The sequence below is a fragment of the Haladaptatus sp. SPP-AMP-3 genome (assembly GCF_049568665.1).
GTDB lineage: Archaea > Halobacteriota > Halobacteria > Halobacteriales > Haladaptataceae > Haladaptatus > Haladaptatus paucihalophilus.
On record NZ_CP145901.1, the window covers coordinates 306,999 to 324,829 of the forward strand.

Genomic DNA, 17,831 nt, shown 5'->3' on the forward strand with positions numbered 1-17,831 from the left:
GCCCCGTTCATGGTCACGCTTCGGTCTCGTCCCGTGTCAAGAGTGCGGTCAGGTACTCCGCGTGGCACCACGCGAGCGGCATGGCGAACCGAACCACGTCGCGGTCCTTCGTCTGGGCTTCGAGGTCGCGGTAGGCTTCCCGCATGTGGCCCAGTTCCTCGGCGATGAAGTCGAACGAGACGTCGCGCAAGACGCCCTCGTCGAACTCCTTCTCGTAGTCGAGTCCCGTGTCCCACTCGTTCGCCATGAACGCCTCGAACCGTCGTCGGGTCGTGAGGTGTTCGGGGATGTGACCCTCCTCGTTCGCGTGGCGCGCAATCGTCGCCAGTACGTCGTTTCCGCGGTCGGGGTCGCCGGTGGCGAACCGATACTGGGCGTGCCACGCGGTATACTGCAACCACGGTCCGTTTCCGCCGTGCTGGTGGACGTCGAAGTCGCGGTAGAAGCCCATGAATCGCTGAATACCGCCGATTTCGGGGTCCTCAAGCGCGGTCGCGCTTCGGTTCGCGGCCTCGTGAAGCGCGTCCCCGAACAGGTCTTCGAGGTCGAAGTAGAACGGCGCGAACAGCGTCACGTCCGGACGGGTGTCGAGGTCGCCCTCCGGCGAGTAGCGTCGCGGAACCTGTGCCGGACTCGTGAACGCGCGTTTCACGCCGCCTTCGAGGTGCGAGCGGAAGCGGTGGATGTCGTCCTCGACGGCCGCCGACTCCTCCGGGAGGAGCGAGAGCGCCCGTTCGATGTCGCGGAGGGCGGACACGAACACGCAGTTGACCCAGAGGGTGTAGCCGGACTCGATGCGCCCCTCGTGGATGCTCGTCGTGCTCTCCACGAGGTGGGCGTTCGGGTCGAAGAGGTCGTCGCGGACGTGCGAGACTGCGCGGTCGGCCGCGTCGATGACGCCCTCCCCGAAGGAGGCACCGACCGTCTCCAGCGCGTCGGTCGCATCGAGGGCGAACACGGCGTGCGCGAGAACGCGAAGGCCGTGTCCCACGTTGTCCTCCTGTCGGTAAATTCCGCGGTCGGTGCCGTCGAGCGCGTAGCGCTGTCGCCACTGCCCCCCCTCCTCCTGTGCGTCGAGGAAGAACCGAGCGGCGTCGAGGATGTGTCGTCTGCACCGGTCGGGGCGAACATCAGCCTCGACAGCGCCGAGCCACGACTTCGTGATGCAGGCGATGTCCCGCGGATAGGCGTAGGGATAGCGGTCGTCCGGGTCGCTCGCCAGCGGCACCGACCCGTCGCAGTCGGCCGGGTACACGAGGTCGTCCAAGACGTCGAGGTGGAACGTCGGGTCGTCGAGGTCGGTCGTCGGCGAATCGTGAATCGCGTTTTCCGTCGTATGGTTTGGCATTTGTCGATGGAGGGATTAGTTGGAGATGGATGGTCGCTGTGTCTGTTCGTCGGGGAATCCTCGCGTCTTGAGAGCGGCGCCGGAGTCCGCGTCGAAGAGGAACACGTCCCGCGGGGAGACGGTCACACCGAGCGTCTCGCCCGGGTTCGGATACGTGTCGGACGGGACGCGGGCCATGAGGTCTCGGTCCGCGATAGAGAGGTGAACGAAGTTATCGTTTCCTTGATACTCGGAGACGGTCACCGTCGCGGCGAACGTCCCGTCGGCCGGGTTGTCGGCGAGTCGAACGTCCTCGGGTCGGAGGCCGAGCGTGACCGACTCGCCGTCCGCGAGGGAAACTGCGCCGGATGGAACTGCGGCGAGCGTCGTCCCGCCGTGGCGGAACGACAGTTCGTCGCCGTCCTCGCGGACCGTCGCCTCGAAGGTGTTCATCGAGGGACTGCCGAGGAAGGTGGCGACGAACTCGTTTTCCGGGTGGTCGTAGGCGACTTCCGGCGGCGCGACCTGTTGGAGTTCGCCGTCGTTCATCACGGCGATGCGGTCGGCCATCGTCATCGCCTCCGTCTGGTCGTGGGTGACGTACACCGCCGTGACGCCGAGGTCGGTCTGCAACTGCTGGAGTTCCGTCCGCATCCGCGCCCGAAGTTTGGCGTCCAGATTCGAGAGCGGTTCGTCGAGCAGGAACACGTCCGGGTCGCGGACGATGGCCCTGCCGAGCGCGACGCGCTGTTTCTGCCCGCCGCTCATCTCGTCGGGTTTGTCGTCCAACAGTTCGGTGATGTCGAGCAGTTCCGCGATGTCCTCGACCTTGCTGTTGCGTTCCGTCCTGCTCAAGTCCGTCGAGTGTTTCAGCCCGTAGGCCATGTTCTCGCGGGCGGTCATCTTGGTGTAGAGCGCGTAGCTCTGGAACACCATCGCGATGGAGCGCTCGCTCGGCGCGAGGTGTTGGACCTCGCGGTCGCCGATGGTGATGGTCCCGTCGGTCACCGTTTCGAGACCGGCGAGCATCCGGAGCGTGGTGGATTTCCCGCACCCGGACGGCCCGACGAGAACCAGAAACTCGCCGTCGTCGATGTCGATATCGAGCGAATCGACCGCGACTTCGCGGCCCTGTGCGTCGTCGTATATCTTCGTGAGGTCGGTCAGTTCAAGCGTCGCCATGGGTTTCACCTCCGTGGTCGCAGTCCGCGGGTCGGTTCATCGAATCGCCTCCCCCGCCGCGTCGAACGCGTGGAGTTCCGTGCGGTCGAACGCCACCTCGACGTTCGCCCCCGGAGAGACGCCCTCGGGGAGCGCCCGGACGCGGGCGGTGAAGGTGTACTCCCCGCGCGCGAGTTCGAGTTCGTAGGCGTTACCGAGCGGTTCGATGACCCGCACCGCACAGGTCATCGCGTTCGTCAGGTCGTCCGGGTCGGGTCGGGAGACGTTCGCCACGTCCGCCGCCGGAGTTCGGAGCAGATGGACGTCCTCCGGTCGAACGCCGAGGGTTTCGGTGTCCGTGGGGAGCGTCGTATTGAGTCGAACCGACTCCCCGTTCGGCAGGAGTTCGACGCCCTCCCCGACGGAGACGTCGAAGAAACACATCGGAGGGTTGCCGATGAACCCGGCGACGAACTCGTTGGTCGGCGTCTTGTAAATTTCCTCGGGCGTCCCGACCTGCTGGAGTTCGCCGTCGTTCATCACGGCGATGCGGTCGGCGACGCTCATCGCCTCCTCCTGGTCGTGGGTGACGTAGACCGTGGTCGTCCCCAGTTCCTGCTGGAGTTCCCGAATCTCGAAGCGCGTTCGAACCCGCAGTTGCGCGTCCAAGTTCGACAGCGGTTCGTCCATCAGGAACGCCTTCGGTTCACGGATGATGGTGCGGCCCACCGCGACGCGCTGTCGCTGGCCGCCCGACAGTTGGCCGGGTTTCTTCTCGAGGAGGTCCTCGATTTCGAGCAGTTCAGCCGTGTGCTCGACTTTCGCGTCGCGCTCCTCGTCCGAGACGTCCATCTTCCCGAGCGGGAATTCGAGGTTGCCGCGGACGGTTTTGTGCGGGTAGAGCGCGTAGCTCTGGAACACCATCGAGAGGCCGCGCTCCTGCGGGAGGGTCCTCGTCACCTCCTCGTCGCCGATGTCGATGCGGCCGTCCGTCGGGGTTTCGAGACCGGCTATCATCCGGAGCGTGGTCGATTTCCCACACCCGGACGGGCCGAGCAGGACGAGGAACTCGCCCGGTTCGACGTCGAGCGAGAGGTCCTCGACCGCGAGCACGTCGCCGTACGCCTTTTCGATGTTCGAGAGCGAGATTCCGGCCCGCTTGGTCTCGACCGCCGAGCGGTCCGTTTCGGCGGGGGTCGGCGATTCGTCGTCGATTTCGGTCGTTTCGGAGGACACGAATTATCCCTCCACCGAGCCGAAGGTGAGGCCCTCGACCATGTATTTTTCAAGATACACGAACATGATGACGATGGGAATGCTCGTCAGCAGCGATGCGGCCATTATCTGTCCCCACACTTGGTGGAACCCGGACGAGAGCGCGTCCAGACCGATGGGGAGCGTGAACGTCGATTGGCTTCGGAGGAAGATGCTGGCGAAGAGGTACTCGTTCCACGCTATCATGTACGTGTAGATGAACACGGCCACGATGGCGGGTGCCGAAAGCGGAAGCGTGATGCGGAAGATGACTTCCAGCCGCGAGTAACCGTCCATCATCGCCGCCTCCTCGATCTCCGGCGGGACGCTCCGGAAGTAGTTCCCGAGCATGTACAGCGACACCGGCAGCGTCTGGACGAGGTAGGTGATGACCAGACTGCCGAGGTTATCCACGAGTCCCAGCCAGACGATGATTTTGAACAGCGGCACGACCAGCAGGATGCCCGAGAACATGTACACGAGCAGGACGCCGCGCGAGAACAGCCCCCGTCCCGGATAGTCGAGGCGGGCGAAGCTGTACGCGCCGAACGTGGCGACGACGACGGACATCCCCGCGGTTATCACCGAGATGATGAGGCTGTTTTTGAAGTAGGTGACGAACGGGAACGTCTCCGGACTGAAGACGCTCTGGTAGTGTTTCAGCGTCAGGTCCTGCGGCACGAACGACGGCGGGAGCGAGTAGATGGCGCTCTCCGGCATGAAACTCGTGACGACCATCCAGTAGAACGGGAGGAGCGAGACGAACAGCGTGAGCACTATCGCCCCGTAGAACACGACCCGTTCCCACAGGCTGGTTTCGATGCGACTTCGCCCGAAGGCGTTACCGAAGCCCTCGGACACCGTAGCGAGTATTGTCTGTATCATGTGTTACCACTCCAGAATCCAGCTGACGTACATGAGCACGAACAGCATGAGCGCGACGAACAACACCATCGCGATGGACGCCGCCTGTCCGTGGTTGTAGTTCGCGAACGCGGTCTGGTAGGCGTACAGCGACAGCGTGTTGACCTTCTTCGTCAGCAGCCAGATGTCGGCGAACTTGTTGAAGTTCCAAATCCAGCGGAGCAGGAAGACGGTTGCGAGGACGTACTTCAACTCGGCCAGCGTGATGTCCTTGAACCGGGCGATGCGTCCCGCGCCGTCGATTTTCGCCGCCTCGTACATGTCGCTCGGAATCGCTTGCAGTCGGGCGATGATCATCAGGAACGCGAACGGGAAGTAGCGCCACGCGTCGAAGGCGATGACCGTCCAGAGCGCCGTCTTGCCGTTGTTGAGCAGGTCGATGTTCCCCGAGTAGATGCCGAGGACGTTGCTGAGGAAGTACGGAACCATCCCGTACAGCGGGTCAAGAAGCCACTGCCAGACGTAGGCCACCGCGATGAGCGGGGCGACGTACGGCAACAGCATGAGGCCGCGGACGAGGCGACGGCCGCGGAACTTCCGGTTGAACAGGATGGCGACGCCGAGTCCACCGGCGGTGGCGAGCACGTCGCTGAACAGCGTGAAGATGACCGTCGTCTTGAGCGCCGCCCAGAACTCGCCGCTCGAAAGGAGGGTTCGGTAGTGTTCGAGACCGACCCACGTGGGGGACGCGTCGGGCGACAGGGGGACGTTGGTAAAGCTCAGGTACACGTTGTATAGGACGGGATACACGATGACCGCGGCGACCAGCAGGAGCGCCGGTGCGATGAGCAGGTAGCCGAGGATGGCCTCCTTCTGCTCGACGGTGTAATCGCCGTCCAGCGACAGCTTCGTACGATTTGCTAAACTCATGAGTGAAATGGGATCATGGTCGATTTCGAGCGACCGATTACTCCGAGATGGCGTCGCGCATCTTCTTCGCCTGTTCTTTCGCGACCGTATCGGCGCTCTCGCCGTCGGTGACGCGCGAGATGGCGTCCGCGATGAGGAACTTGTTCGTGATGTTGCCGAGTTCCGGGAACGCCTTGCCGTCGACGTAGCCGAATCGTTCGATGTTCTCGAAGGCGGCCGACACGTCCTCGACGGTCGAACCCCACGCCTTCAGCGTCTCGTTGTCCTTGAACTCGTCACTGCTCGCGGTTTTCTTGAGGACGGGGTTCATTCCGCCGGGAGCCATGTGGAGCCAGTCGACGTACTTCTCGTTCATCATGTATTCGGTCAGTTTCTTCCCGGATTCGAGTTGGCCGTCCGAGGCCGACTCGAAGAGGTTGAGACCGACGATTTGACCGAACGAGCTCTTTCGTTCGTGTTCGACGTACGGGGCGAATCCGGTGTCCTTCACCATCTTCTCGCCTTTATCCACGATGTCGCCCATGATGAACGTCGAATACTGGATGATGTGACACTGCTCGTTGAGGTACGTGTTGTTCGCCGTCTTCCACGTGTCCTTGCCCGGCGGCGTGTACTTCGAGAGTTTACCGTAGAAATCGAGCGCCTCTATCATCTCTTTGCTGTCGAAGACGATGTTGCCCTCCTTGTCGAACACGCGTGCGCCGTTCGAGCGGGCGAAGGGGGTGAAACACTGGCGGGCGAACGCCGTCTTCTTCGTGCCGACGACGATACCGTACTGATTGTCGTCCGGTTTGTGGAGCGCTTTCGCCGCCTTCAGCATGGTGTCCCACGACGTCGGCTGTTTCAGGTCGTTGTCCTCCAAGACGCTCTTTCGGAACCACATTCCCTCGACCCAGCCGTACATCGGAATCGAGTAGTGGCCGCCGTCGGGCGCTTTCGTGAGGTCGAGTGCGCCCTTGTAGAACTCGTCCTTGCCGATGGAATCGATAACGTCGTCCGCCGCCTTCGTCGAGAGGAGACCGCCGCTACCGAGCTTTTGCATCGGCGAGAGGCCGAATTCCGCGACGGTCGGGAGCGTATCGGAGGCGCGCGCCGAGGAGATGCGGGTCGGCAGGTCGTCCTCCTTGACTGCATTCATCGTGACCGCCGCTTCGTGGTCGGATTCGAAGGATTTGAGCACGTCCTTGATAACCTTCTGTCGGTCGTTTTCCACGTTGCTCGTCCAGAAGGTGACGTCCTTCGAGCCACCGTCTCCACCACTGCCGCCGAGACTGCCGAGACAACCCGCAAGAGCAGTTACGCCAGCCGCTCCGCCGAGTGATTTCAGCACCGTACGCCGCGTTTTTTCCCCGTGTTTGTGGTCGCCTATCATAGGAGCTCTGTCCTACTCAACCATGAAGAATAAGACATATATAAATCTTGCTCATGAGTTTGATACAGGAGTGAATATGAGAATTCGCATGGTCGGTACGACGCACAATTCCGAGAGACAGTTACAACATTCAACACGATAGGATGGGAAGGGACACACAGATGGACACCGACGAACTTCGCAACGGACTCCGAGAGGCGGGGCTCTCGACCTACCAAATCGACGCGTACGTCGCCCTGTTGAATCTCGGGAGCGCGTCGGCGACGTCGCTCGCGGAACAGGCGGACGTTCCGCGGTCGCGGATTTACGACGTGCTCCGGGACCTGGAGGAAGAGGGCTACGTGGAGACATACAAACAGGACGCGCTTCGGGCGCGCGCCAGAGAGCCGACGGAGGTGCTACAGAAACTCCAGTCGCGGGCGGAAACCCTCTCGAACACGGCGACCGAGATTCAAAATCGGTGGCAACAGGCGGGGGTAGGTGGGCACCGCATCAGCGTCCTCAAACGGGTCGAGACGGTCATCGAACGGGCCGAGGAGGCGATACGAAACGCGACCAGTCAAGTACAGCTATCCGTGACGCCCGAACAGTACGAGGAACTCGCCCCGGCCCTCGAAGCCTGTTACGAAAACGGCGTCTTCGTCTCCGTGTCGTTCAACACGAGTCACAAACTGCCGAGCAAACTCCCGTCGGAAGAGGAGTTGTCCGGCGTGGTCACGGAGGCGCGCCACCGCCACCTCCCCGCGCCGTTTCTCGCGCTCGTCGACCGGAAGATAACCTGCTTTGCGCCGCACATGGAGCCCGTCGAGCAGTACGGCACGGTGTTCGAGGACGAGACGCTCTCGTACGTCTTCCACTGGTATTTCGAGGCCGCGCTCTGGGAATCGTGGGCCGTGGTCCACACGTCCCACAGCGAGACGCTCCCGGCGGAGTACGTGAACATCCGACGGTGCATCCGCGACATCGCGCCGGTGCTCGCCGAGGGGGCGACCATCACCGCGACAGCGAGAGGACGGGAGATGGGGAAGCGAAACACCGTGGCGCTCACCGGCGAAATCACCGACGTGCTGTACGCCAACGGCGACCTCCGGGACGGGGAAGCGACGCCATCGCTCTCCTCGCTCGCGGGACAGGCGACCATCGTCATCGAGACGGACGACGGGGAATACGGTATCGGTGGATGGGGAGCCGTGCTCGAAGACATGGAAGCGGACAGAATCATCATCGAAAAGGTGAGCTACCCTGACGACGAGGAGGACGCCTGATGCTTCCCGACGACTGTGCGCTCGCCGTGGACTCCGGCCGACAGGTGATCGTCGATTCGAGGGGAGACGTGACCCCGAGGACGCCGGAAACCGGCGTGTACGAGTCCGACCATCGCTACCTCTCGACCCTCGAAATCGAGGTCGGAGACGGCGGGGAGTGGACCGTCCTCGGCCGCGAAGTCCGCGACCGCGGCGTGACGACGACGCTCGCCAGCCCGACGGTCGGCACCGGTCGCGGCGACCAACGGCCGTGGACGCTCGAAAAGCGCGTCGAACTCACGGAGATGGGCGTGACGGCCACGGCGCGACTCACGAACAACACCGCCGACACGCGGGAGACGACGGTCGCGTTCGAACTCGCCCCCGATTTCGGCCACGTCTTCGATATTCCATCGTTCTTCTCGCCGCGCGAGCGCCAAGACAGGACGGTTTCGGTCGAACGGCACCCGAACGGGTGTGCGTTCGTGGGAACCCTCGCGGACGGAACGGAACGGCGCGTGACGGTCAGTTCGGACACCAGCATCGAGACGGCCGTTACCGACGGTTCGGCGACGATTTCGACCGACGTGACGGTCGCACCCGCTTCGACGCGGACGGTCGAACTCGACATCGACCTCCCTGCCGGGGCGCGGAACACGCCCGAAATCGACGCGGATATCGACTGTCCGCGGTACGGTCGGCTCATCGACCGCGCCGCGGAAACGCTCGGGGGGCTGATGCTTCCGTGCGGCGTCCCGGCGGCGGGCGCGCCGCGATTTCTCGCGCCGTTCGGCCGCGATTCGCTGCTCGTGAGCTATCAACTCCTGCCGTTCGATTCGAGCGTCGCCGAGCGGACGCTCCGGTTCTTGGCCGACGAGCAGGGAACGGAAACCGACGACGCCACGCTCGAAGCGCCCGGCCGAATCATGCACGAGAAACGACACGGCGACCTCCCCGCCATCGGCGAGAGCGTTCGAACGCCGTACTACGGCACCGTCGACGCGACGCCGCTGTTCGCCGCGCTGTTCGCGGATACCGTGGCGGAGACGGAGGACGAGACGCTGTTCGATTCGGTGTATCCCCACGCAAAATCGGCCGTCGAGTGGACGCTCGCCGAGTTGGACGACGAGGGGTTCCTCTTCTACGAACCGCACGACCATCCGCTCGGTCTCGCCCATCTCGGGTGGAAGGACAGCGCGGAGGCGCTCGCGCGGCCGGACGGGACGCCCGCACGGGGGGCGGTCGCCCTCGCCGAGGTACAGGGGTACGTCTTCCGCGCGCTGACGCGGTTCGCGCCGCTCGCGGAGCGGGCGGACGATTCGACGCTCGCGGCGGAGTGCGAGGACGCCGCGGAAACGCTCGCCGAGGCGTTCGAGGAACGGCTGTGGCTCCCCGAGGAGGGGTGTTACGCGCTCGGCATCGACGACCGGGGCGTCATCCCGAGCGTCGCGTCGAATCAGGGTCACGCGATTTGGGGCGGGTTGGGAAGCGATAGACGGGTCGCACGAGTCGCAACCCGGCTGACGGACGACGACATGCTCACGTCGGCGGGGGTCAGGACGTTCGCGTCGTCACACGACTCGTTCGACCCGCTCTCGTACCACCGCGGGAGCGTCTGGCCCCACGACACCAGCATCGCCGCGATGGGATTCGCGGAGCGCGGCCACCACGAGACGGCCGAAACGCTCGCCGTTCGAGGACTCGACGCGCTCGCCGACACGGTTCGGACGGACTTCCCGGACCGGTTCGGCTTCCCGGAACTCATGGTCGGCTTCGACGGCGACGTGTCGGCGGGGACGGTTCGACACCCGGACGCCTGTATTCCGGCGGCGTGGAGCGCCGGGAGCGTGTTCGGATTTTTACAGAGCGTAGAGTCGAACCGGGAAACGGCGGACGCGATAGCCGAGTTAGTTCGGTAGTCAGGCCGAGCGGCGAACGACGACGAGGAGTATCGCCGCGACCAGCGTCATCCCGGCCAACAGTTCCCAGCCGGTTCCGTACCCCGACCGTTCGACGAGCATTCCGAAGACGGGGGGTGCGACGAGTCCGCCGACATTTATCGCCGTCTGCCCGCCCGCCGTCGCGGCTCCGATGTCGTCGCCGTCGACGAGCGTGCTCAGACAGGAGTAGAACACGCCGGTCGAACCGTAGATGGAGAGGCCGAGTCCAGCGAAGACGGCGAGCGCGACGGGGAACGAGGGGACCCCGGCGGCGAGTGCGCCGAACAGGACGACACCGGTCGCAATCTGGACGAGCGCGACGGTGGCCGACCCGCGGGCACCGCCGAGCCTGTCCGCGGCGGTTCCGGCACCGACGCGTGCGGCGCTTCCCGTGACTTGGGTGAGCGCCAACACGATACCGCCGACGGCGGTAGTTTTGCCGAGTCCGTCCACGACGTAGAGGACGATGTACCCGAGCATGGCGAAGATGGACGCGCCGAGAAAGAACCCGGCGACGACGAGCAGCAGGTACGGCACGTTCGACCGGAGTTCCGAGAAGTCCGGCAGCGACAGCCGTCCGTCGCCGGACGACCCGCCGTAGACGGCGGCGAACCCCAGCGCGTAGCCACCAGCGAGCACCGCGATGACCCAGAAGCCGAGCTGCCACGCCGCGACGGCGGCGACGCCGGTGATGACGAGCGAGGCGACGGCGCTCCCGGCCGTGACGCCGACCTGTTTCAACCCCATGGCGAGGTTCTGCCGTCCGTCCGGCGCGCTGGTGACGATGCCCCGGTTCGACGCGGGCATGGCCGACGAGTAGGCCGCACCCAACGCGAGGCCCGCCACGAGCAACAACGCGTACGATGACGCAACGGAGACGCCGACGGTGGCGACGGCGAGCGCGACCAATCCCACGACCATCACGCGTTTCTCGCCGTAGCCGTCCACCGCGGCACCGCTCGGGAACAGCGCGAGCGTGTAGCCGAACAGCGCCGCCGTCAGGAAGAAGCCGACGCTCGACGCCGACAGGGAGAAGGCGTCTCGGACGATGCCAGTCGCGGCGAAGATGCTGTAATAACAGAGGCTCGCCGCCGTTTGCCACCCGGTGACCGTCGCAACGGACCGCCAGTTTCTCGACACGGAGGTAGATTCCTCGGTCGAAAATCGCCCGGCGGCGCGGTAAGCGTGACGACTCGGGAAAACGATGCCTCGTTTCGACCGCCACGAACGGCGGCGAAAGGGGAGACGGATTCCGGTTTCCAGACCACTTATCGACGTCTGGGGCGTTACCCGAGGTGCTATGTCAGAGTCGATGCGAGCAGTCGAAGTCGCCGAACCGGGCGCATCGTTCGAACTCGTGGAGCGGGAGATTCCCGACCCGAGTGCCACCGAAGTTCGCGTCGAAGTCGAGGCGTGTGGCGTCTGTCACAGCGACGCCTACGCGAAGGAGGGCGGCTACCCCGGCCTCTCCTATCCGCGAATTCCCGGGCACGAAATCGTCGGGCGCGTCGATGCGGTCGGCGAGGACGTGGACCTGTGGGAGGAGGGCGACCGCGTAGGTGCCGGATGGCACGGCGGGCACTGTTTCACCTGCGAAGCCTGCCGCCGCGGCGAGTTCCAGCAGTGTGAGAACGCGGACATCCACGGCGTGACGGTCGACGGTGGGTACGCCGAATACGCGGCGGTCAACGCCGAGGCGCTCGCCCGCGTCCCCGACGAACTCGACGCGACCGACGCCGCACCGCTGCTCTGTGCGGGAATCACGACGTACAACGCGCTCCGACACACCGACGCCCGACCGGGCGACCTGGTCGCGGTGCAGGGCATCGGCGGCCTCGGGCACCTCGGCGTGCAGTACGCCCGACAGGCCGGGTTCGAAACGGTGGCCATCTCGCGCGGCACCGACAAGGAGGAGTACGCCCGCGAGTTGGGTGCCGACCACTTCATCGATGCGAAGGCCGACGACCCGGCAGAAGAGCTACAGAAACTCGGCGGTGCGAAGGTCGTCCTCGCGACCGCGCCGAACGCCGACGCGATTTCCTCGGTCGTTCCGGGCCTCGGCACGGACGGGGAAGTCGTCGTCGTCGGCGTTCCCGGCGACCCCATCGACGTTTCCGGGGCCGCCCTCGTCGGAAGTCGCAGCGCGGTCCGCGGATGGGCGTCAGGACACGCCCGCGAGTCACAGGACACCTTGGAGTTCAGCGCGCTCCGCGACATCACGCCCGAAGTGGAGACGTTCGACCTCGCCGACGCCGACGAAGCCTACGAGCGGATGATGGAGAACGAAGTCCGATTCCGCGCCGTGCTGGAACCCTGAGAACCGAGCGGTCGCCCGGTCCGCGGCGGAGGAGCACTCTGCCCTCCGGGACCGGGCAGCGTTATTGTACAGTAATACTGTGTAGACATACTATTCAGAATTACTGACCAGACAGACTAGCCAGTAGTATTGAAAGAAGGTATCGACCGTTCGGACTGAGCGGGACAGTTCGACAGTCGGACTCGATTCGACGCTGGCCGAGTCCACGCTCGGAGGAAAACGACCGCTGATTCGAGCGAGCGTAGCACCCCCCAGATTGCGGTTAGAAGGCCTAAGACGCCCAAATGTCCGAACGGGCTGATTAGTAAAACCGTCCGATCATACTATTCAATAACATCAATAAGCAACACTAGACAGGAACACGCACTAACATTACTGCTCAGAAACACCAACCACAGAGACCGTTCCGACGGTATCGGGAGAGGTACTGCGCAACAGTACTGATCAGGCACAACGACCAGAAATACTATTCAACGGTACTGAGCGTTGTTACTTCTCAGTAATACTGCCCAGTGCGTCTGACTAGTGTTTTTATGGGTTGCTTACGATAGGGTTCCTGTATGATTCCGTACACGGTTTGGTCGGAGGCGGGAGGCGTCGGAAAGACGACGTTCTCCGTGAACCTCGCGGCGGCGCACGCGCGGCGCGGACAACAAGTCCTCGTCATCGACATGGACCCGCAGGAGGGCGGACTGACACACCACTTCGGCGCGGACGACTATCGGTCGGACGCGAACGTGGACAACATCGTCCGGCACATGGTCGAACGACCGAAAGGCGAGTTCGACGACCTCGTGATGAACGTCGGCGAGAACCTGGACCTCGTTCCGGGCCACAACATGCTCGGCTCGCTCGAACAGAACCTCACACGCGCGGCCGAGATGGAACAGTCGATGCACGACGCGAACTACCGCTGGCCGAAAGAGAAGCAACTTCGGCGCGTGCTCGCCGACGCGGGCGTCCCGGACGAGTACGACGTGCTCATTATCGACCCCCCGGCGACAGTCGGACAACACATTTACAACTCGATTTACGCGACATCGAACCTGCTCATCCCGGCGGAACTGAGCGCGAAAGGCGAACAGAGCGTCGAGGGGCTTCGAGACGTGGTGAACAACATCGAGGAGACGCTCGGCGACATCGAAGTCGGTATTCTTGGAGTCGTCCCGAACAAAGTCAGCGGAACGAACGTCCAGCAGTCGGTGATGGACGAGCTCAACGAACAGGAACTCCCTGTCGCGCCCGTATCGATACGGGAGCGCGGCTCCATGCTCGGCGAAGCGTGGCAAAACCAAGTGAGCATCTTCGAACTGGGTGAGAGCGAGGACTACCGCGACCTCCGGGAGTACGAGGAGACGACGCTCGAAAAGTTCGACGAGCTGGCGGCGTACATCTCGGAGCAGTTCGTGACACAGGAGACGGTAGCATGAAAACCGGCGCATCGGATCCCTTCGACGACGACGGGAACGAGATTTCGGAGACGGAACCGACCGACTCGGAGACGACGACCGAGGAGTCAACCGAGCCAGTAACACCAGAGAATAATACCAGACAGATTAACCGGGCAGACCTACCACTCATACTCCGTCGTGATACCGTCAAGGACGAGCGCGAAAGCGTTCACCAGCTGTTCGTGCAGGACTCCACGGACGGGCGCGCCAAGGACGCCGAACGCGAATTGGAGTCCATTATCGGCGACGACATCTACCGACTCGACGCGCGGGAGGCCATCTATCTCGCGGGCATGCGGAACCTCGACACCGCGGCGGACATCCTCCGCGAGTGGGGCTACGACCTGTAATTCGTCCCGGAGCGTTTCTTACATTTCGGTAGCCACAAAGGGAAAATAGCACCGCGGTGAACACGACGGACATGGCAACGCTCGGTGAGGAAGACGAAGGGAAGTTCCTGATGGACGGCGACGGCGACCAACTCGGAATCGTAACGGAGGTCGAGGATGACACGGCCTACGTGGACCCCGACCCCAGCCTCGGCGAAGCGTGGCTGGAGGCGTTCGGATGGGGAAGCGTGGACGAAGACGACCTGAGCGTCCCCGGCGACGTTATCGACACCGTGACCGACAAGGAACTCCGCATCGAAAAAGAACTCTGACTCGAAACCGTCGGCGACAAGCGCGTTCAGGTACTCGGACTCGGAGAACCCTGTTCGACGCTCGGTTCGAGTGCGTGACCGGTGATGGTTCTGAGCCGCTCGGTGAGGCGTTCGATTTTGGACTCTCCGACGAGCGCGACTTCGAGGACTTCGCTGATGTGCGAGACGGGGATGATTTCGACCATCTCCTCGTACTCTTCTTCGATCATCACGTCCTGCTCGTTAGCCTTCGGGATGATGACCGTCTCGACGCCCGCCTTCGCGGCCGCCTCGATTTTGTGCGTGACGCCGCCGACCGGGAGCACGTCGCCGCGGACCGACAGCGAACCGGTCATCGCGATACTCTGGTCGATGGGGATGTTCTCCAGCGCGCTGATGACCGCGGTGGCCATCGTCACGGACGCGGAATCACCTTGGACACCTTCGTAGGCTTGCACGTACTGGATGTGGATGTCCTTTTTCGCAATCTTTTCGTCGCTGAACTTCTTGATGATGGCGCTGACGTTCTGGACGGCCTCCTCGGCAATGTCCTGCAGTTTCCCGGTGGCGATGACCTTGCCGGGTCCCTGTGAAGGCGCGATTTCGGCCATGACGGGCATGACGATGCCGCTATCATCGCCCATGACGGCCAGACCGTTGACCCGTCCCACCACGTCGCCAGCGGAGACGGTGAGGTCGTAGTCCTTGCGGCGATCGATGTAGTCGTCGGCGATCTGCTGTTCGATGGAGCGCGAGCGCTGTTTCGCCTGCAGCACGTGGTCGCGCGTGGTGAATTCGGCGTCCTCGGCCCGAGCGATGTCACCCGCGACGCGGACGAGGCCACCGAGGTCACGCAGTTTGAGCGTGAGGTGGTCTTTGCGCATCGCGCGGCGCTGAGCATCGTGAACGACTTCTCCGATAGCGTCGCGCGTGAAGTGCGGAAGGCTGCCGTCCTTTTCGACCTCCTGGGCGACGAAGCGCGCGTACTTGCGGCGCATCTCCGGCGTGTCGTCCACGGTATCGTTCATGTACACCTCGTACCCGTATCCCTTGATTCGGCTCCGGAGTGCCGGGTGCATGTTCTCCATGGCGTCGAGGTTCCCCGCCGCGACCATCACGAAGTCGGTCGGAACGGGTTCGGTGTGCACCATCGCACCGGACGAGCGTTCGGACTGGCCGGTGATGGAGAACTCGCCCTCCTGAATCGCCGTCATCAGCTTCTGCTGACTGCGGATGTCGAGGGTGTTGATCTCGTCCACGAACAAGACGCCCTTGTTCGCGCGGTGGATAGCGCCGGGTTCCACGCGGTCGTGGCTCGGCGTCTCCATCCCGCCGGACTGGAACGGGTCGTGGCGCACGTCGCCCAGCAGCGCACCCGCGTGGGCGCCCGTCGCGTCCTCGAACGGGACAGTTTCGGTATCGGCGTTATCGACCAGCAGGTTCGGAATCACGGCGTTGTTCCCGCGCGAACCGTAGTTGAACATGAGATAGACGACCGCGACCGCGATAGCGCCCAACAGCAAATCTCCGGCGAGAAAGATGGCGTAGCCGCCGATGATGGCGATGAGCGTCCACATCAGGAACGTTCGCATCCGATTGCGCTTCCGTGCTTCCTCCCTGTGGGCATTGATTATCTGTCTCCCCTTTCCGGCAGGCACGGTGCGGACCTTCGGCTCGTTCCCGTCGTCGGGGTTGTGGTAGACGAGGACGTCCTGGAGTTCCTCCTTCGGGAGGAGTTGGCTCATCGCCTTCGCCAGCATCGACTTCCCGGTCCCGGGCGACCCTATCATCATCACGTGACGGCGCTGTGTCGCCGCTTTTTCTACGATATCTCGTGCCGTATCCTGGCCGATAACCTGGTCGACCAATCGGTCGGGGATGGGAATCGCTTCGGTCGTTTCGACGTCGAGTCCTCCGAGAAGGTCGTCGTCGGTTTCGGGGTCGAAATCGTCGGCGATCAGTGAGGCGTCGATGTTTTGTCCGAGAGCGTCACCCGTCGCGGGGGTCGGCGTGGAGGAGAGGTCGTCGGAGACAGGCCGTGAACCACCTCGTCCGTCCGATTCGGAACCATCATCGGCAGGTACGGGCACCGTTTCGGACGTGGAGGGGTCGTCGGTGTCGTTTGGATTACTCATTCTACTATATCGTTGATACAACGCCCGGGACGATAACAGATATACTTTCTGAAAGGAATGGTGTTTCACTGATATTTTTCGAGGACGGTTATTCCGACCGTACGCGCCCGGAGTTCGATGATATCGCGGAATAGAGCGAGTGTCGCTCACTCCGAGTCCACGCGCGGGTCGAGACCGAAGTACGCGAGGTCCTGGATGAGGTTACCGACGATGCCCGCGATGGCGATGACCATCGCGACGCCGAGGATGAGGGGCAGGTCGCGCTGCTGAATTGCTCGCAACCCGAAATAGCCGATTCCGGGGATTCCGAGGACGGATTCGAGGACGAACACGTTCACGACCAGGGTGCCGATGAGGTCGGCGAAGAACAGAGAAAAGAGCGGAATCGCGGCGTTGCGAAGGATGTGTCGCGCGACGCGCCAGTTCGTCGCGCCCTTCGCGCGGAGCAGTTTGACGAACTCGCGGAAAACGTACTCGCGCGACTCCGCTCGCGCGTACCGCAACTGACCGGCGAGAAGACTCGTCCCCAAAATAACCGCGGGGAGCGCGCTCCGTACGATGTCCGGCGGGGCGAATCGAGTCGCGAAGGCGGTAACGCCGACGAGCCCGGCGACGACCGCGAGCCAGTAGTTCGGAATCCCGAAGCCGAGGTAGGACCCGCCGGTCACGACCCGTTCGAGCGCCGTTCCGGGATTGAGCGCGGCGTACACGCCGAGACCGATACCCCCGACGAGCGCGAACAGCATCGCGGGAACGACGTACGTGAGCGTCGCCGGAATCGCCTGCCCGAGAACCGTCAGCACGGGCGTCCCGTTGAGCGAGTACGAGCGCCCCCAATCGAGCGTCGTGATATCGACCAGCCAGTCCACGTAACTCCGCCAAATCGGTTTGTTCAGGTTGTGCTCGGCTTTGTACTCCGCAATGGCTTGCTGGACCATCTGCTCGCGTTCGGACATGTTCGCCCGTTCGCTGGCGGCCTGTCGTGACGCCCCGTGTGCGACGAAGGCGACGCCGGGGTCGGCGGTGAGAGCGATGAACCCGAACGTGACGGACAACACGAGATAGAGGGCGAAAACGGAGAACGCGACCCGTTTGACGACGTAAGAGCGGCGACTCATTGTGTTCGACATCGAACGATTACGTGATAGCGATATAATAGTTGTGGAGCGGCAAACGTGTTGATTCGGCATCTTTTT

At 63.4% G+C, this 17,831-nt stretch carries 15 protein-coding genes; 6 read left to right on the forward strand and 9 right to left on the reverse strand.

Going from position 1 to position 17,831, the window contains the following annotated elements:
- Positions 1 to 13: 13 nt before the first annotated feature.
- From V5735_RS21650 to V5735_RS21675, 6 genes are read right to left on the reverse strand one after another with little or no spacing between them, the layout of a single operon-like run.
- Positions 14 to 1,348: a glucoamylase gene (locus tag V5735_RS21650; protein ID WP_423747219.1), complete on the reverse strand. Its 1,335-nt coding sequence runs from the start codon at positions 1,346 to 1,348 to the stop codon at positions 14 to 16.
- A 15-nt stretch (positions 1,349 to 1,363) separates the two neighbouring features.
- Positions 1,364 to 2,509, reverse strand: coding sequence for an ABC transporter ATP-binding protein (locus V5735_RS21655; RefSeq protein WP_423747220.1), 1,146 nt, complete (start codon positions 2,507 to 2,509; stop codon positions 1,364 to 1,366).
- Positions 2,510 to 2,545: 36 nt separating this feature from the next.
- Complete coding sequence (locus V5735_RS21660; protein WP_423746731.1) at positions 2,546 to 3,724, reverse strand: ABC transporter ATP-binding protein; 1,179 nt, start codon at positions 3,722 to 3,724, stop codon at positions 2,546 to 2,548.
- A 3-nt stretch (positions 3,725 to 3,727) separates the two neighbouring features.
- The gene (locus tag V5735_RS21665) at positions 3,728 to 4,627 is read right to left on the reverse strand and encodes a carbohydrate ABC transporter permease (RefSeq protein WP_069450416.1); all 900 of its coding nucleotides are present in this window, start codon (positions 4,625 to 4,627) and stop codon (positions 3,728 to 3,730) included.
- 3 nt (positions 4,628 to 4,630) lie between these two features.
- Positions 4,631 to 5,536, reverse strand: a complete 906-nt coding sequence (locus V5735_RS21670) for a carbohydrate ABC transporter permease (protein ID WP_007981080.1) — start codon at positions 5,534 to 5,536, stop codon at positions 4,631 to 4,633.
- A 37-nt stretch (positions 5,537 to 5,573) separates the two neighbouring features.
- A complete protein-coding gene (locus V5735_RS21675) occupies positions 5,574 to 6,908 on the reverse strand; it encodes an ABC transporter substrate-binding protein (protein ID WP_423746732.1) in 1,335 nt (444 codons plus the stop codon).
- A gap of 161 nt (positions 6,909 to 7,069) precedes the next feature.
- Here V5735_RS21675 and V5735_RS21680 point away from each other — a divergent pair, with 161 nt between their 5' ends.
- Together V5735_RS21680 and V5735_RS21685 are read left to right on the forward strand one after the other, a co-directional pair.
- Entirely contained in the window at positions 7,070 to 8,173 is a 1,104-nt protein-coding gene (locus V5735_RS21680; RefSeq protein ID WP_423746733.1) for a TrmB family transcriptional regulator, read from the forward strand.
- Positions 8,173 to 10,071 (forward strand): MGH1-like glycoside hydrolase domain-containing protein, encoded by a 1,899-nt coding sequence (locus V5735_RS21685; RefSeq protein ID WP_423746734.1) that lies wholly within the window; start codon positions 8,173 to 8,175, stop codon positions 10,069 to 10,071. The genes V5735_RS21680 and V5735_RS21685 overlap by 1 nt, the downstream gene beginning before the upstream one ends.
- Here V5735_RS21685 and V5735_RS21690 read toward each other — a convergent pair whose 3' ends face one another.
- The gene (locus V5735_RS21690) at positions 10,072 to 11,232 is read right to left on the reverse strand and encodes an MFS transporter (protein WP_423746735.1); all 1,161 of its coding nucleotides are present in this window, start codon (positions 11,230 to 11,232) and stop codon (positions 10,072 to 10,074) included.
- Positions 11,233 to 11,392: 160 nt separating this feature from the next.
- On the opposite strand from V5735_RS21690, the gene V5735_RS21695 reads away from it, so the two are divergent.
- The 4 genes from V5735_RS21695 (at position 11,393) to V5735_RS21710 (ending at position 14,521) form a co-directional block, all read left to right on the forward strand.
- Complete coding sequence (locus V5735_RS21695; RefSeq protein WP_423746736.1) at positions 11,393 to 12,409, forward strand: alcohol dehydrogenase; 1,017 nt, start codon at positions 11,393 to 11,395, stop codon at positions 12,407 to 12,409.
- A gap of 560 nt (positions 12,410 to 12,969) precedes the next feature.
- The gene (locus tag V5735_RS21700) at positions 12,970 to 13,839 is read left to right on the forward strand and encodes a ParA family protein (RefSeq protein WP_423746737.1); all 870 of its coding nucleotides are present in this window, start codon (positions 12,970 to 12,972) and stop codon (positions 13,837 to 13,839) included.
- Positions 13,836 to 14,210, forward strand: a complete 375-nt coding sequence (locus V5735_RS21705) for a hypothetical protein (RefSeq protein WP_423746738.1) — start codon at positions 13,836 to 13,838, stop codon at positions 14,208 to 14,210. The genes V5735_RS21700 and V5735_RS21705 overlap by 4 nt, the downstream gene beginning before the upstream one ends.
- 71 nt (positions 14,211 to 14,281) lie before the next feature.
- Positions 14,282 to 14,521 carry a hypothetical protein gene (locus tag V5735_RS21710; RefSeq protein WP_423746739.1) on the forward strand — a complete coding sequence of 80 codons (240 nt, stop codon included), beginning with the start codon at positions 14,282 to 14,284 and terminating at the stop codon, positions 14,519 to 14,521.
- 26 nt (positions 14,522 to 14,547) lie between these two features.
- On the opposite strand, the gene lonB is transcribed toward V5735_RS21710, so the two are convergent.
- Positions 14,548 to 16,635, reverse strand: a complete 2,088-nt coding sequence (gene lonB / locus V5735_RS21715) for an ATP-dependent protease LonB (RefSeq protein WP_423746740.1) — start codon at positions 16,633 to 16,635, stop codon at positions 14,548 to 14,550.
- A gap of 146 nt (positions 16,636 to 16,781) precedes the next feature.
- Complete coding sequence (locus tag V5735_RS21720) at positions 16,782 to 17,753, reverse strand: ABC transporter permease (RefSeq protein WP_423746741.1); 972 nt, start codon at positions 17,751 to 17,753, stop codon at positions 16,782 to 16,784.
- Between the last annotated feature and the right edge of the window lie 78 nt (positions 17,754 to 17,831).

What these genes read in the sequence shown, in the direction of transcription:
- V5735_RS21650 (WP_423747219.1), bottom strand. Translation starts at nt 1,348, where the DNA reads ATGCCAAACCATACGACGGAAAACGCGATTCACGATTCGCCGACGACC.
- V5735_RS21655 (WP_423747220.1), bottom strand. Translation starts at nt 2,509, where the DNA reads ATGGCGACGCTTGAACTGACCGACCTCACGAAGATATACGACGACGCA.
- V5735_RS21665 (WP_069450416.1), bottom strand. Translation starts at nt 4,627, where the DNA reads ATGATACAGACAATACTCGCTACGGTGTCCGAGGGCTTCGGTAACGCC.
- V5735_RS21670 (WP_007981080.1), bottom strand. Translation starts at nt 5,536, where the DNA reads ATGAGTTTAGCAAATCGTACGAAGCTGTCGCTGGACGGCGATTACACC.
- V5735_RS21675 (WP_423746732.1), bottom strand. Translation starts at nt 6,908, where the DNA reads ATGATAGGCGACCACAAACACGGGGAAAAAACGCGGCGTACGGTGCTG.
- V5735_RS21680 (WP_423746733.1), top strand. Translation starts at nt 7,070, where the DNA reads ATGGACACCGACGAACTTCGCAACGGACTCCGAGAGGCGGGGCTCTCG.
- V5735_RS21685 (WP_423746734.1), top strand. Translation starts at nt 8,173, where the DNA reads ATGCTTCCCGACGACTGTGCGCTCGCCGTGGACTCCGGCCGACAGGTG.
- V5735_RS21695 (WP_423746736.1), top strand. Translation starts at nt 11,393, where the DNA reads ATGTCAGAGTCGATGCGAGCAGTCGAAGTCGCCGAACCGGGCGCATCG.
- V5735_RS21700 (WP_423746737.1), top strand. Translation starts at nt 12,970, where the DNA reads ATGATTCCGTACACGGTTTGGTCGGAGGCGGGAGGCGTCGGAAAGACG.
- V5735_RS21705 (WP_423746738.1), top strand. Translation starts at nt 13,836, where the DNA reads ATGAAAACCGGCGCATCGGATCCCTTCGACGACGACGGGAACGAGATT.
- V5735_RS21710 (WP_423746739.1), top strand. Translation starts at nt 14,282, where the DNA reads ATGGCAACGCTCGGTGAGGAAGACGAAGGGAAGTTCCTGATGGACGGC.
- lonB (WP_423746740.1), bottom strand. Translation starts at nt 16,635, where the DNA reads ATGAGTAATCCAAACGACACCGACGACCCCTCCACGTCCGAAACGGTG.
- V5735_RS21720 (WP_423746741.1), bottom strand. Translation starts at nt 17,753, where the DNA reads ATGAGTCGCCGCTCTTACGTCGTCAAACGGGTCGCGTTCTCCGTTTTC.